The organism is Actinoalloteichus spitiensis RMV-1378, assembly GCF_000239155.1.
Lineage (GTDB): Bacteria > Actinomycetota > Actinomycetes > Mycobacteriales > Pseudonocardiaceae > Actinoalloteichus_B > Actinoalloteichus_B spitiensis.
Genome location: NZ_AGVX02000031.1, coordinates 1 through 14,020 on the forward strand (window position 1 = coordinate 1; position 14,020 = coordinate 14,020).

General features: G+C 74.0%; 11 protein-coding genes. 9 read left to right on the forward strand and 2 right to left on the reverse strand.

Translation table 11 applies throughout. The features are described from left to right. Positions 1 to 51 precede the first annotated feature (51 nt). Positions 52 to 735, reverse strand: a complete 684-nt coding sequence (locus ACTIDRAF_RS0201665; RefSeq protein WP_016696973.1) for a M23 family metallopeptidase — start codon at positions 733 to 735, stop codon at positions 52 to 54. Positions 736 to 1,696: 961 nt separating this feature from the next. Between ACTIDRAF_RS0201665 and ACTIDRAF_RS0201670 the strand changes: the two genes are divergently transcribed. The 8 genes from ACTIDRAF_RS0201670 to purH all read left to right on the forward strand — a co-directional run bounded on the left by ACTIDRAF_RS0201670 (position 1,697) and on the right by purH (position 11,759). Then, positions 1,697 to 3,400 carry a hypothetical protein gene (locus ACTIDRAF_RS0201670; RefSeq protein ID WP_016696974.1) on the forward strand — a complete coding sequence of 568 codons (1,704 nt, stop codon included), beginning with the start codon at positions 1,697 to 1,699 and terminating at the stop codon, positions 3,398 to 3,400. A 148-nt stretch (positions 3,401 to 3,548) separates the two neighbouring features. Beyond that, positions 3,549 to 3,956 (forward strand): coenzyme B12-dependent isobutyryl CoA mutase small subunit, encoded by a 408-nt coding sequence (gene icmB, locus ACTIDRAF_RS0201675; RefSeq protein ID WP_016696975.1) that lies wholly within the window; start codon positions 3,549 to 3,551, stop codon positions 3,954 to 3,956. Between the two features lie 174 nt (positions 3,957 to 4,130). Next, positions 4,131 to 5,309, forward strand: coding sequence for an ADP-forming succinate--CoA ligase subunit beta (gene sucC, locus ACTIDRAF_RS0201680; RefSeq protein WP_016696976.1), 1,179 nt, complete (start codon positions 4,131 to 4,133; stop codon positions 5,307 to 5,309). An 8-nt stretch (positions 5,310 to 5,317) separates the two neighbouring features. After that, positions 5,318 to 6,208 (forward strand): succinate--CoA ligase subunit alpha, encoded by an 891-nt coding sequence (gene sucD / locus ACTIDRAF_RS0201685; RefSeq protein WP_016696977.1) that lies wholly within the window; start codon positions 5,318 to 5,320, stop codon positions 6,206 to 6,208. Between the two features lie 185 nt (positions 6,209 to 6,393). Continuing rightward, complete coding sequence (locus tag ACTIDRAF_RS0201690; RefSeq protein WP_016696978.1) at positions 6,394 to 7,047, forward strand: DUF5336 domain-containing protein; 654 nt, start codon at positions 6,394 to 6,396, stop codon at positions 7,045 to 7,047. A gap of 180 nt (positions 7,048 to 7,227) precedes the next feature. Then, positions 7,228 to 9,330: a cell division protein PerM gene (locus ACTIDRAF_RS31700; protein ID WP_052168663.1), complete on the forward strand. Its 2,103-nt coding sequence runs from the start codon at positions 7,228 to 7,230 to the stop codon at positions 9,328 to 9,330. A 222-nt stretch (positions 9,331 to 9,552) separates the two neighbouring features. Next, positions 9,553 to 10,158 carry a phosphoribosylglycinamide formyltransferase gene (gene purN / locus ACTIDRAF_RS0201700; RefSeq protein ID WP_016696979.1) on the forward strand — a complete coding sequence of 202 codons (606 nt, stop codon included), beginning with the start codon at positions 9,553 to 9,555 and terminating at the stop codon, positions 10,156 to 10,158. Beyond that, on the forward strand, positions 10,155 to 11,759 hold the full coding sequence (gene purH, locus ACTIDRAF_RS0201705) for a bifunctional phosphoribosylaminoimidazolecarboxamide formyltransferase/IMP cyclohydrolase (RefSeq protein ID WP_016696980.1): 1,605 nt from the start codon (positions 10,155 to 10,157) through the stop codon (positions 11,757 to 11,759). The genes purN and purH overlap by 4 nt, the downstream gene beginning before the upstream one ends. A 225-nt stretch (positions 11,760 to 11,984) precedes the next feature. Here the strand turns inward: purH and ACTIDRAF_RS31705 are convergent, their stop codons facing one another. Further along, positions 11,985 to 12,731, reverse strand: a complete 747-nt coding sequence (locus ACTIDRAF_RS31705) for a hypothetical protein (RefSeq protein WP_016696981.1) — start codon at positions 12,729 to 12,731, stop codon at positions 11,985 to 11,987. A 277-nt stretch (positions 12,732 to 13,008) separates the two neighbouring features. Here ACTIDRAF_RS31705 and ACTIDRAF_RS26715 point away from each other — a divergent pair, with 277 nt between their 5' ends. Further along, a complete protein-coding gene (locus ACTIDRAF_RS26715; protein WP_016696982.1) occupies positions 13,009 to 13,809 on the forward strand; it encodes a hypothetical protein in 801 nt (266 codons plus the stop codon). Positions 13,810 to 14,020 lie beyond the last annotated feature (211 nt).

The window sequence follows — 14,020 nt, forward strand, 5'->3', positions numbered from 1 at the left end:
AGTCCCCGGCTCCGGCCGGCGCGCCCGTGGTAGCGCGCCGGCGGAAGCTGGTCAGAGGTAGATGCCGTGCTCGTTCAGCCAGGGTTCGGGGTTGATCTTGCGTCCCGCCGGGTCCCAGACCTCGAAGTGGAGGTGCGGGCCCGTGGAGAAGCCCCGGTTGCCCATCTCGGCGATCTGCTCGCCTGCCTTGACCTTCTGCCCGGGGTAGACCGAGTAGGTGTTGATGTGGCCGTAGACGGTGATGGTGCCGTCGTCGGCCTGCACGCGCACCCACAGGCCGAAGCCGCTCGCCGGACCAGCCTCGATCACCGTGCCGTCGTGCGCGGCGCGGATCGGGGTCCCGATGGCGTTGGCGATGTCGATGCCGTAGTGGGTGGTGCCCCAGCGGGCGCCGAAGCCGGAGGTGTAGCGGCCCTCGGCCGGCAGCCAGAACTTGGGGCGGGCCAGCTCGGCCTCGTAGGCCGCGATCTCCTGCTCGATCTGCTGGCTCTTGACGATGTTGTTGACCTCGTCCGACTGGTCCGAGGTGCGGGTGACGGGGAGGACCTCCGGGGCCGGTGCGGTACCGCCGACGCCGGTGAACTGCTGGTGGTGCCCGGCCGCTGCCGCGCCGCCGGCCGCCGCCAGCGGCACGACCCCGTCCGCGGTGGACTCGTGGTTGTTGGAGTCTGGTTGGTGCAATTGCATCGTCTGGCCCGCGGCGACGAATGCGCCCGCGGCCACGGCGGCCACCATGATGCGACCGCGAAGCGCCGATGGCGGCGGGGGAAGCCGGTGCGCTCCCTTCGGCCGATTGGAGGGTTCGCCTTCGAGCGCGTCCTCAACGACCTGGGAGCTTCCGCCGCCAGGTGAGCGGTGTCGAGCCAATGCCTGCCCTTCCGTCTTCGGGGAGCCTGGTCGAGGCACCGGGCGGGGGATCCCGGTTCGCGGGTCGGGGTAACCAGCGACGCGTCCTGTTCGTGACCAGACCGTGACAACGGACCGGGGGACAGTAACGGGGGGCGGCCCCTAAGGGCAAATCCCTGGGTCCCCCAATGGACCACAGGGTCGGTGACCGGGGTCACTGGCCCTCAAGTTGTCACCGGCGGTGCCGTTGACATTTGCGCGATCACCGTTCTCGGTGCGAACCCCCTGGGTCGAACGGTGGGTCGGCGACGGGGATTTTCTTACGGCGAGTGGAGTAACCGTCGCTCGGATGGCCGGAACTGGTGCGTCGATTGGGCGGGACCTGTGGATGAAACGTGATATATGTCACTCGAACGAGGGGAATTGGTGGTGAATTTTCCTGATGTGGCACTGAATTCGTCACTTCCTTGCAGGTCAGCGACGGTAGTAGGAGCACTGTGGACACCGCTCCGGCGGGCGGGCGGCGGGCTCGGAGCCGGGGTCGTTCCCCTCGGGTCCCGTCGCGCTGGGTAGCCGCCCGCTGCGACGGACGGGCGATCCGGGAAGATCAGCGGACACTGCCGCCTGTTGCGGCGATTCAGCCCGTGACCTTGTTAGCTTCACCCAGGGCGCGGTCCCGGAGGCGGGACGGGGCCGGGATCGACACCACCACCACCCGACACCGGCGGGCGGGGCGGGGGAACCGGGTCGAACCGGCCGGCGTGGTGGAAGGGTGGACGCGGCCGGGCCGCGGAGCTCGCCGGTAGCCGACTCGCCGCCGACGTGGACAACACGGGAGGTCAGCACACTGATGAGGCTGCGTGTCGCACTGCTGGTCGCCGCGGCGGGCGGGGTGCTCGTGGCACTGGCGCCGGTCGTCGGGGTCACCGACGGGGGGCACGGTCCCGCCTACGCCTCCTGGCCGTGGATGGCGGTGACCGGCCTCCTCGTGCCGGCGGTGGCCCTGCTGCTGGTCTCGCGGGGGCGGCAGGTGGCAGCGAGGTGGATGCTGCTCGGTCCGTCCCTCGTCGCCCTCGGCCGGCTGGTCCTGGACGCGCAGGTCGTCGTCGAGCCGGCCCTGGCCGCGCGCCCCGAGCTGTTCCTCCTGGACACCCTCGACCCGGTCTCACCGTCCGCGGGGCTGGTGCTGTCGTTGGCGGGCTCGGCGCTCGTCCTGCTGGCGGGGCTCCTCGCCCTGCCCGGGCCGGGCGGTGGCGACGGCGGAGCCCGTCTCGTCGACGGCTTCGGTGGTGAGCAGCGGGCCTCCTCGGGGTCGCCCGGGCTGCTGGCGCTGGTGCTGTGCGTCTCGGTCGCGGCGGCGGCGGGGGTGCTCACCCGACCCTTCGAGTCCGAGACGCCCTACCTGCTTCCGAGCGGAGCGCTGGAAGGGGCGGGCTGGGAACGCCTCGGCCTCGTCGTCGTCGCGGTGGCCGTCGTGCTGGCCGCGACGCTCGCCGCCACCTCCGCCTCGGGAGAGTCCGTCCTGGGCGGGCTGGTGGGCGCCGCGCTCGCCGTGGTGTGGTTCGAGGTGCCCGTGCTGCTGGCCGGCCTGCTCGGCGAGGACCTGCGGGTGGCGTGGGGCCCGGTGGTGGCGTTGCTCGCCGCCGCCCTGCTGGCCGTGCTCGGGTTCGCGACCGGTCTGCGTGCCGCCGGGCCAACCGAGGCGCGCCGGTCGGACACCGTGGTCTTGCCCGGCTCGGCCGGGCTGCGCCGGGCGGCGGGACTGGCAGGGCTGGCGGCCGGCGCCGCGGCGCTCCTCGCCGCCACCGGGCGTCAGCTGGTCGTCGTGACGGCCGCCGACCAGCCACCCGAGTACCCCGCCCGCCTCCTGGTCCCGGCGGGTCTCCTGGTGGCCGGCCTGTCCATCGCCATGCTGGTCCCCCGCTGGTCGGCCGCCGTTCGTCCGGTCCTCGTGGTCGCCTGGACCGCCGTTCCGCTGGCCGTGACGAGCGCGCTCGAGCCCGTCCTCATGGCGCTCGACTACCCGGGGGTCGAACTCGGAGCGGGCGCCTGGGCATCGATGGCCTCGGTCCCGCTGGCCGTGCTCGCCGGGGTGCTCGCCCTGGCCGCCGGCGCGGGGGAACGCGACGACGTCGACCTCAGCGAGCGCACCGTCAACCAGGTGCTGGCGGTGCCCGTGGCCATGGCCCTGCTCTGGTCGGTGGGCGCCTTCGGGCTCCCGGTGCTCACCGGTCAGGATTTCGCCGCCGCCGGTCTGTGGAACGACTTCCGGGTGGCCTCGCTGGGCCTGGTCGTGGTCCTGATCGCCGTCGTCGTGGCCGCCGCGCTCGCCCCGTTCTCCCGTCCCGGCCAGGCGGTGGGGCTCCTGCTGGGGGCGTCGGCCCTCCTCGCGCTGCGGATGCTCGAACTCCCGCTGACCGCCGCCAGGGTGGCGGACGGGGCTCCCGGCGCCGGGCTGTGGCTGGCCGGGTGCTGCCTGGTGTCCCTGGTGGTTGGCGCGGTGCTGGCCGGCCGGTCCCGGCGGAACGGGACGGGGCTCCCGGCCAGCCGTTAGTCTCTCCGGGGTGGTGATGGAGAACACCTCGCGCGGCGGGTGGCGGTTCGTGTGACATGACTCCGAGGACAACGCCGTCCCGTGGGCGGCGGCGGTTCGCCAGCGATCCTGGTCACCGCCCAGCCCGTGTTCGCCCCAGGAGGAAACCGTGAGCGGTCGGATTCGAGTCGTCGTCGCGAAGCCGGGTCTGGATGGCCACGACCGCGGCGCCAAGGTCGTGGCCAGGGCGCTGCGGGATGCCGGCATGGAGGTCATCTACACCGGACTGCACCAGACCCCGGAGCAGGTGGTGGCGACCGTCCTCCAGGAGGACGCGGACGCGGTGGGGCTCTCGGTGCTCTCCGGCGCCCACATGACCCTGTTCGCCCGGGTCATCGAGCTGTTGCGGGAACAGGGGGCCGAGGACGTCGTGGTGTTCGGTGGCGGGATCATCCCCGAGGAGGACCTGCCAGGGCTGGCCGAACTCGGCGTCGCCCGGATCTTCACCCCGGGCGCCCCCACGCACGAGATCGTCGACTGGGTGCGCGGGAACGTCGCCCAGGGGGCCGGTGCGTGACCGGGTTCGGGCCCGCGTGGAGCCGGCCGTCAGGCGGGACCGACGCCGGTCCCCCGATCCGCCGATGCGATGCGTCTCACTGCCGTGATTGACCTCACCGCCAGCGATTTCCCGTGCGTCCCCGCAGGTCGCTAGGGTCTGCTGAGTCCGACACCGACGTCGCAGGAGACTCGAGTGGACCTGTACGAATACCAAGCGAAGGACATCTTCGCTAACTATGGTGTGCCGGTGTTGCCGGGCGCCGTGGCCGCCACTGCCGACGAGGCCAGGGCCGCCGCCGAGGAACTCGGCGTCCCCGTCGTCGTCAAAGCCCAGGTGAAGACCGGTGGGCGTGGCAAGGCCGGTGGCGTCAAGCTTGCCGACAACCCCGACGAAACCCAGGAGAAGGCCGAGGGCATCCTCGGCCTCGACATCAAGGGGCACGTCGTCCGCCGGGTGCTGGTGACCCCAGCCTCGGACATCGCGGAGGAGTACTACTTCTCCTTCCTGCTGGACCGTGCCAACCGCACCTTCCTCGCCATGGCCTCCGTCGAGGGCGGCATGGACATCGAGGAGGTCGCGGCCACCAAGCCCGAGGCGCTGGCCAAGGTGCCCGTCGACGCGATCAACGGCGTCGACCTGGCCAAGGCCCAGGAGATCGTCAAGGCCGCCAACTTCCCGGCCGAGGTCGCCGACCAGGTCGCCGAGGTCATCGTGAAGCTGTGGGACGGCTTCGTCGGTGAGGACGCGACCCTGGTCGAGGTCAACCCGCTGGTCCGGGACCCGCAGGGCAAGATCATCGCGCTCGACGGCAAGGTGACGCTGGACGACAACGCCGCCTTCCGGCACGAGACGCACGCGGACCTCGTCGACAAGGGCGCCGAGGACCCGCTGGAGGCCGCGGCCAAGGCCAAGGACCTCAACTACGTCAAGCTGGACGGCCAGGTCGGCATCATCGGCAACGGCGCCGGCCTCGTCATGTCCACCCTGGATGTCGTGGCCTACGCGGGCGAGCGGCACGGGGGCGCCAAGCCGGCCAACTTCCTCGACATCGGTGGCGGTGCCTCCGCCGAGGTGATGGCCAACGGGCTGGAGATCATCCTCTCCGACGCCGACGTGAAGTCCGTGTTCGTCAACGTCTTCGGCGGCATCACCGCCTGCGACGCGGTGGCCAACGGCATCGTCAGCGCCTTCCAGCTGTTGGAGAGCCGGGGCGAGGCCGTGACCCGGCCGATCGTGGTCCGCCTCGACGGCAACAACGCCGAGGAGGGTCGGCGCATCCTCACCGAGGCGGCGCTGCCCGGACTGGTCCAGGTGAAGACCATGGATGAGGCGGCGGACAAGGCCGCCGAACTCGCCGCGCAGGGGGCGTGAGACCAGAGATGGCTATCTTCCTCAACGAGAACAGCAAGGTCATCGTCCAGGGGATCACCGGGTCCGAGGGCACCAAGCACACCCGTCGGATGCTCGCCGCCGGCACCCAGATCGTGGGTGGCGTGAACCCCCGCAAGGCTGGGCAGAAGGTCGAGTTCGACGGCCAGGCGCTGCCGGTGTTCGCGACGGTGGCCGAGGCGATGGAGGCCACCGGCGCCGACGTGACGGTGATCTTCGTCCCGCCGAAGTTCGCCAAGTCCGCGGTGTTCGAGGCGATCGACGCCGGCATCGGCCTGGCCGTGGTGATCACCGAGGGCATCCCGGTGCACGACACGGCGGCGTTCTGGGCGCACGCCGTCGCCACCGGCGGCAAGACCCGGATCGTCGGCCCGAACTGCCCCGGTGTCATCTCCCCCGGCAAGTCGAACGCCGGCATCATCCCCGCCGACATCACCGGCCCCGGCCGGATCGGTCTGGTGTCCAAGTCGGGCACGCTGACCTACCAGATGATGTACGAACTGCGGGACATCGGCTTCTCCACCGCCGTGGGCATCGGTGGCGATCCGGTCATCGGGACGACGCACATCGACGCGCTGGCCGCCTTCCAGGAGGACCCGGAGACCGACCTCATCGTGCTCATCGGTGAGATCGGTGGGGACGCCGAGGAGCGGGCCGCCGCCTACATCAAGGAGAACATCACCAAGCCGGTGGTGGGCTACGTCGCCGGCTTCACCGCCCCTGAGGGCAAGACGATGGGGCACGCCGGTGCCATCGTCTCCGGCTCGGCGGGCACCGCCGCGGCCAAGCAGGAGGCGCTGGAGGCCGTGGGCGTGCGGGTCGGCAAGACCCCGAGCGAGACCGCGCAGCTCGCCCGCGAGGTGTTCCAGAACCTCGGCTGAGCGCGTGAACGCCGGTGACCGGGTGGTCACCGGGAGCAGAGTGGGGCCGGACTCCGCGTGGCGGAGACCGGCCCCACTCTGCTCTTCGTGTGGAACGCCACCGGGCATCGGCCCGTCCAAGCCAGGTATCAGTTAGCGTTTGGAGCCGATCAGCCGGTTCACGTCCTAGTGGAGGAGACCCCGCGATGTCCGCCCCGTACGGTGCCCAGCCCCCGCAGGCCGGAGGCCCGGCCCCCACAAGCGGAGGGCTCAACCTCCAACTCGTCCTCACCCTCGCCGGGGCCGGCCTGGCCCTGGTCATCTACCTGCTCGCCTTCGCGGAGGACCTGGGTGGCGTCTACCTGCACCTCACCGGCCAGGGCGCGTCGCTGACCGCGATGCTGCTCGCCGGCGTGCTCGCCGGCCTCACGGTGCTGCCGGACATGGGCCGGCTGCTGCTGCCGGCGGCCCTCCTCTCCGTGCTCGGCGCCCTCACCTTCCTCCAGGCCATCGTGCACAGCTCCGCCGACCTGGCCGCCGTCCCGGTCATCGCCCTCATCGTCGGACTGCTCCAGGCGGCGGCCCTGATCGTGGCGTGGCTGATGGAGCAGAAGATCATCAAGCTGACGCCGAAGCCCGCCTACCCGCAGGGCGGCTGGAACCCCGCCAGCGGCGGGTTCCCGCAGCAGGGGCAGCCCCAGCCCGGTCAGTACGGGCAGGAGCAGCAGTACGGCCAGGCGCCCGGGCAGTACGGCCAGCCGGGCCAGTACGGTCAGGCCCCCGGCCAGTACGGCCAGCAGCCGCAGCAGCCCGGCCAGTACGGGCAGCCCGGGACTCCCCCCGGCGGCAGCGGGGCCTGACCCCCGGCCCGGCCGACGACGCCCGCCGACGCGGGGACCGGCGGACCGCCAGAGCGGCCGGGACGGACAACCGAACAAGGCGACCAGGAGGACGGCGGGCCCAGGCCCGCCGTTTTTCTCACCCGAAAGAGCTAGTCGCGTTGGGCTGATCGGAGCACATCCTCTGCCAGTCTGGCAGGCATGATCACGATGCAGACGGCTCGCGCCCGACGCTCCGAGGACGATCAGGCCACCACGTCCGAGGCCGAGGTGCGGGTCGGGCGGTGGGAACGGGTCCGGATCGTGTTCGCCGCCACGAGCGGGTGTCTGGTCCTCGGCTACCTCGGGGTCGCCGCCGTCATCGCCCTGGTGCTCTCGGCGGCCGGCGCCCCGGAGCTGTCGCTGCCCTCGGTGCTGGGCGCCACCGGCGCCGGCTGGCTGGCGGCCTTCCAGGTGCCGCTCCTCATCGCCGACCACCCGCTGGGGATGCTGCCGCTCCTGCCGACCGTCCTGCTGGTCGGGTTGGTCGCCTCGGCGGCGGGCACGGCGTGCCGGCGGGCCGGTGGTTCCGGCCGCGAGGTGTGGTGGATCGTCGGATCCACCGCTCTCGCTCATTCGATGGTGGCGCTCGTCCTCAGCCTCGCGCCCGGCTCCGGGCCGGCGGTCGCCTCGGTCCTCGCGGCCACGCTCCACCCGGGCCTGCTGGCGGGAGCCGGTGCGCTGGTGGGCACGGCCGTCGCCGACGGCTGGCACCGCCGGCTGCTCACCGGAGCGGAGCCGCACGTCACCCTCGGGTTCCGGGGTGGGGCGCTCGCGCTCTCCGCCGTCATGGCCGGCGGTGCCGCCGTCCTCGCCGTCTCCCTCGGGTTCGGGGCGGGCCGGGCCGCCGAGTCGTTCACGTCCGCGGGGGGTGCGGGGGCCGCGTTGGGCCTCCTGCTGCTCTCCCTCGCCTACCTCCCGAACATGCTCCTGGCCGTCGCGGCCTTCGGCACCGGAGTGCCGGTGTCGCTCGGACGGCTGGAGCTGTCGCCGTTCCGGGTGGAGTCCGGGGCCACCCCGGACATCCCGCTGCTGGCGGCGGTCCCGGAGACGGGGCCGCACGCGTTGTGGGCGGCGGTGGTGCTCGGTCCACTGGCCGGTGGGCTGCTCGTCGGCTGGCGGTGCCGGGGTGACGCCCCCGACCCGGTCGCCCGGCTCCGCCCGGTCGCGGTGTCGGCGGCCTTCGCCGCGACGGGAGCGTTCGTGGCCGCGTTGCTCGCGGGTGGCCAACTCGCCGACGGCCCCTTCGGCGCCGTGCGGATCCCCGCCGGTGAGTTCGCCAGCGCGGTCTTCTGCTGGGTCGCCGTGCCCGGTGCGCTCCTGGCCTGGTTCCTCGGCCCCCGCCGGCCCGCCGCGACGGCGGTCGAGGACGTCGACCACTCGGCGCCCGACCCGGCGGCGCCGGTCCCCCGGGTGGCGCGTGGCGGCCCGGCGTCGGGAGAGGGCCGGGAGGCGCTCCCCCACCCAGGGGACGCGGACGAACCCGGAGCGCACGACGGCGAGGAGGCGGCCGACGCGTCGGACCAGACGACGGTCGCCGCGCACCCCGGCGACCAGGAGGAGAAGGCGGGTGCGGACCGGACCGGCGGGCCGGGCGCGGGGGAGGCCGTCGAGGACCAGCTGGGGGAGCACGAGGGAGCTCACGGTGGACCGCGCCAGGTGACGGCCGGAGCCGGGCCAGGGGGCGCCGGGAACCCCGTTCCCCCGGCGGCCCCCGAGCCCCGGCGGCCCCGGGACGACCGGCGGCCCCCGGAAGCCCCCGGAGCCGACACCTCGTCCTCCCGACCCCGCTCGCGGTCAGGACGGGACTCCCGCGGCGGCGCCCCGGACCCAGCCGGTGGCACGCCGCGCCACACCGGGGGACGGGAGGGCCGGAGCCGACGGGGACGGGTCGAGCGCGGAGAGGCGGCACGCGGAGGGCGGGGCACGACTGGGCGCACCCGGGCGGGTCGGCCGGAGACGGTCCGGGACCCCGGTGCCGGCGAACGCGTTCGCGGCGCGGCGCAGGGCGCGGAGCCCGGCCCGCCCGCTCCCCGCCAGGCCGAGGGTCGCGACGAGCGTTCCGGTTCGGACGGCTGGCGGACGAGCGCGGAGTCCTGGGCCTGGGCCGTCGGGGCGGGCCGGCGGACGCGGGAGGCCTCCCCGGGGCCGGCGGAGTCGGCGGACGACGCCCCTCGGGGTCCGTCCCCCGGGCCGAACGGTGACGAGCCGCCGGAGCGGAGGGGCGGGCGGGAGCCGGTGCGGCCCCAGGGCGACGGGGCGTGACCGTTGGTTCTCCGCGTCGGGCCCGGGGTCCCCTCACGGCCGGGGCGGGACGGTCCGCTACTACGCTGGGGGCTCCTCCTGGGCGGGCGACCGTCGCTGATCAGCCGCGATCCCGAGCCCAGGTGGCCCACTGTCCCGCCCCGGTCGAGCGATCAGGAGAACACGCTGAGCTCCCCCAACTCGGATGTCGACGTCCCAGCGTCCGTCCGGCTCGCGCTACCGGTGCCCGCCAGGGTGGTCGTGCTGGTGTCGGGTTCCGGCAGCCTGTTGCAGGCACTGATCGACGCCACGGCGACCCCCGGTTTCCCGGTGACCCTCGCGGCGGTGGGCGCTGACCGCCGAGCCATCCGAGGGCTCGCCCGCGCCGAGGAGGCCGGCCTCCCCACCTTCACGGTCCGGCTGGGGGACCACCCGGACCGGGACGCCTGGGACACGGCGCTCACGGAGGCCGTGGCCGCGCACCGGCCGGACCTGGTCGTCTCGGCCGGTTTCATGAAGATCCTCGGTCCCCGGTTCCTGGGCAGGTTCGAGGGGCGGGTGCTCAACACCCACCCGGCCCTGCTGCCGGCGTTCCCCGGAGCGCACGCCGTCGCGGACGCCCTGCGTTACGGGGTGAAGGTGACCGGGTCCACCGTGCACCTGGTCGACGGCGGGGTGGACACCGGCCCCATCGTGGGCCAGGAGGCGGTGCCGGTGCTGCCCGGGGACACCGAGGACAGCCTGCACGAGCGAATCAAGACGGTGGAGCGCCGGCTGTTGGTCGACACGGTCGCCCGGCTGGCCCGCGAAGGCTGCACCGTGACCGGACGAGAGGTGAACATCCCGTGACCGCTGGCCACACCGAGACCGCCGACCAGGCCGCAGACCGGCGGCCGATCCGCCGCGCGCTGGTCGCGGTCTCCGACAAGCACGGCCTGCTCGAGCTGGCCACCGGTCTGCACGCGGCGGGCGTGGAGATCGTCTCCACCGGCGGTACCGCGGCCCGCATCGCCGACGCCGGCGTCCCCGTGACCCCGGTGGAGAAGCTCACGGGCTTCCCGGAGTGCCTGGACGGCAGGGTCAAGACCCTGCACCCGAGGGTCCACGCGGGTCTGCTCGCCGACGTGCGCCGGGAGTCGCACCGCGAGCAGCTGGACAGGCTGGGCATCGCGCCGTTCGACCTGCTGGTGATCAACCTCTACCCGTTCCGGGAGACCGTCGCCTCCGGCGCCGACTCCGAGGAGTGCGTGGAGCAGATCGACATCGGGGGGCCCGCGATGCTGCGCGCCTCCGCCAAGAACCACGCCAACGTGACGGTGGTGGTGGACCCTTCCCGGTACGGCTGGCTGCTGGAGCGGGCTCGTGAGGGCGGCACGACGCTGGCGGAGCGGCGGGCGCTGGCGGTCGACGCCTTCCGCCACACCGCGTCCTACGACACGGCCGTCGCCTCGTGGATGGGCGGGGAACTCGCCGCCGACGACGAGGGCAGCGGTTTTCCCGGGTGGACCGGGCAGACCTGGAAGCGGGCGGCCGTGCTGCGCTACGGCGAGAACCCGCACCAGCGGGCGGCGCTCTACGCCACCGAGGGCGGTGCGGGGCTGGCCACCGCGGAGCAGCTGCACGGCAAGGAGATGTCCTACAACAACTACGTGGACGCGGACGCGGCCTGGCGGGCGGCCCACGACCACGAGTCGCCCTGCGTCGCGATCATCAAGCACGCCAACCCGTGCGGCATCGCGGTGTCCGAACTGGCGGGGGAGGGGGCGGTCGCCGAGGCGCACCGCAAGGCGCACGCCTGCGACCCGGTGAGCGCCTACGGCGGGGTGATCGCGGTGAACCGGCCGGTCACCGTCGAGATGGCCGAGCAGGTGGCCGAGATCTTCACCGAGGTCGTCGTGGCTCCCGGTTACGACGAGGGCGCCGTCGAGGTCCTCGCGGGCAAGAAGAACATCCGCATCCTGGTGGCGGCCGCGCCGACGCGGGGCGGCCTGGAGACCCGGGCCGTCTCCGGTGGTCTGCTCGTGCAGACGGCGGACGCGATCGACGCGGACGGCGACGACCCGGCGAACTGGACCCTGGCGGCCGGTGAACCCGCTGACGGGGCCACGCTGGCGGACCTCGCCTTCGTCTGGCGGGCCTGCCGGGCGGTGAAGTCCAACGCGATCCTGCTCGCCAGGGAGGGCGCCACCGTCGGTGCCGGCATGGGGCAGGTGAACCGGGTCGACGCGGCCCGGCTCGCGGTGTCGAGGGCGGGGGACCGGGCCCGGGGTTCGGTCGCGGCCTCCGACGCCTTCTTCCCGTTCCCCGACGGCCTGGAGGTGCTGCTGGAGGCCGGGGTCCGGGCGGTGGTCCAGCCGGGCGGGTCCGTGCGCGACCCCCAGGTGATCGCGGCCGCGGAGCAGGCCGGCGTCACGCTCTACCTGACCGGAACCCGGCACTTCGCCCACTGAGCCGACCGGGCCCCGCCCCCGTGTCGGGGCGGGGCCGTCGGTGGTGGCGAGCTGGTGCCAACCAGCCGCGCGCTCACGTCGGCGGCTGGGCTTCCCCGCTGACGGCCGCCGGTGTTCCCCGAAGGTGACGGGGTGTTCCCGGTGGGGTGCCGATTCGCCCGGCCGGTCGTCCGAGTGCGCGAGCCGAGCACCCCGTCGTGCCGGTGTCCCGGGTGGGGCGGGTGGTCAACCCGAACGGCTGGCGAGCGCGGTCAGCACCTCCCTGGCGACGTGTTCGGCGATCCGGCTGGCGTGGGCGGCGTCGGCGCCGTCCGCGTCCGGGCGGTGGCCCACGCCGTGGACGACCTGCACGACGAGGTCGGCGGCCCGGGCCACGGCGTGGGCCTCGACGTCCTGGTCGTACCGGGTCCTCGTGCGGATGACGGCCTCGTCCCCGAGGTCCGGCAGCGTCCGGAACCCGTCCTCGCCGGCTGGTCCGTCCCGCCGGAGCCGCGCCAGCCAGTCGGCGGCCGCCGCGTCGGCTCCGCCGGGGGACTCGCCCCGGTGGCGTTCGAAGGTGACCGCGAGGCTGTTCTCGGGGGTTCCCCCGTCGCCGCCCACCGATCCCCAGTAGCAGAACGCCGTGCCGTCCACCAACTGGCCCGGTGGTGGGCCGGTGGAGCCGGGAGGGGAGAACGGCTGGAAGTCGGGGGTGCCCGCCGCCCGCAGCGATTCCTCACTGACCAGGGCGCAGTGGTCCAGTGCCGTCCGGGAGGCCGGGGGTGCCGTCGGGGCCGTGCCGGGTTCGGCGGGGCGGGAGAGGTACCAGGCCGCCCCTCCGCCGCCGGCCAGCAGGACCGCCAGGCCACCGGTCAGCGCGACCGCTCCGCGAAGACGACCGCGAGGACGGCCAGGTCTGGGGACCGCGACGGCCCCTCGGGGTGGCGGGGCGGTCCTGCCGTGGTTCTCCGGTGGTGGGGGCGGCTGGCTCACGTCACGATCCCCTTCTCCTGGGCGTTGCCGGTCCGGCCGGTGTTCACGGTATCGCTCGAGTGATGTCGGGGGTGCCCCTTGACGTCTCCGGCGGCGATGGGTTTACTGGAGCGCGTTCGAACACAAGTTCGAATGGTTGGTCGGGGTGCCCGTTGCGGGTGCGTCGACCCGATGTCCGCCGGCTTCCCCCCGGTGGCGATCTCGCGGCCGGCGTACCAGCTCGGCCGCCCATCAGACGTGCCCGTCTGGTGGAGGCAGTCGCCCGGCACGGAAGGGGATGCTGGTGGTCGCCGCATCAGTGGCCTCGTTGAGCGCGATGGACGGGGTGGCCACGGCGTCGGGGATGGCCGTGGGCGCTGGCCCGAACGCTCCGCGTGTGCTGCCGGTGCGAACGGAACTGGCCGCCCTGCTTCCCTGGGGTGGTCTGCGCAGGGGCAGCACGGTGGCGGTGCGCGGGTCCACCGCGCTGCTCCTGTCGCTGCTCGCCGAGGCCACGGCCGCCGGCTCCTGGGCGGCGGTGGTGGGAATGCCCGCCGTCGGGGTGCTGGCCGCCGCCGAGTCGGGAGTGGCCGTGCGTCGGATGCCGCTGGTCCCTGACCCCGGCCCCGACCTGCCCGGTGTGGTGGGTGCGTTGCTGGACGGCATCGAGCTGGTGGTGGTCGCGGGTTTCGCGGGAGTGGGGGAGACCCGGCTCCGGCGGTTGAGCGCCAGGGCACGCCAGCGGTCGGCCGTGCTGCTCCCGGTGGTGGAACGGGAGCCGTGGCCGGGAGCCGATCTCGAACTGAGTTGCGCGGAGGCGACCTGGCAGGGGCCGGGGCGGGGTGATGGCCGCCTCCTGGAGCGAACGGTGTGCGTGCGGGCGGTGGGCCGGGGGGCCGCGGCGAGACCGCGTCGGGTGCGCCTGGCCTTGCCGACTGGCCGGCCCACCCCGGAGGGCGCGGACGGCCGGAACGGCGGTGTCCCGGGGGTGACCCCTGCCCACGCCGAGGGCGTGGAGCTCGTCCTGGCCGGGGGCGACCAGCGGAGGGGCGGTCAGGTCCGGGGCGACGCCCCGGGGATGGGGCGAACCGGTGTGTGACCAGCTGGGCTCGTCAGCCCCGGGCACCGGGGGGCGACAGGGCTGCGGCCACCTGGCAGGGGGTCCCGCCGGCGTCCCCTCCTCCGAGGTCGGCTGGCCCGCGAGCGGTGTGGGGTCACCGGCCCGCGCCGGCGGCTCGGAGGTGCGAGGTCTCCGGCGCCGCGCACCGGCGCCGCCTGGAACGGCGGCCGAGGATCCGGCCAGCGGCGGG

What these genes read in the sequence shown, in the direction of transcription:
- ACTIDRAF_RS0201665 (WP_016696973.1), bottom strand. Translation starts at nt 735, where the DNA reads ATGGTGGCCGCCGTGGCCGCGGGCGCATTCGTCGCCGCGGGCCAGACG.
- ACTIDRAF_RS0201670 (WP_016696974.1), top strand. Translation starts at nt 1,697, where the DNA reads ATGAGGCTGCGTGTCGCACTGCTGGTCGCCGCGGCGGGCGGGGTGCTC.
- ACTIDRAF_RS31700 (WP_052168663.1), top strand. Translation starts at nt 7,228, where the DNA reads ATGATCACGATGCAGACGGCTCGCGCCCGACGCTCCGAGGACGATCAG.
- sucD (WP_016696977.1), top strand. Translation starts at nt 5,318, where the DNA reads ATGGCTATCTTCCTCAACGAGAACAGCAAGGTCATCGTCCAGGGGATC.
- ACTIDRAF_RS26715 (WP_016696982.1), top strand. Translation starts at nt 13,009, where the DNA reads ATGCTGGTGGTCGCCGCATCAGTGGCCTCGTTGAGCGCGATGGACGGG.
- ACTIDRAF_RS0201690 (WP_016696978.1), top strand. Translation starts at nt 6,394, where the DNA reads ATGTCCGCCCCGTACGGTGCCCAGCCCCCGCAGGCCGGAGGCCCGGCC.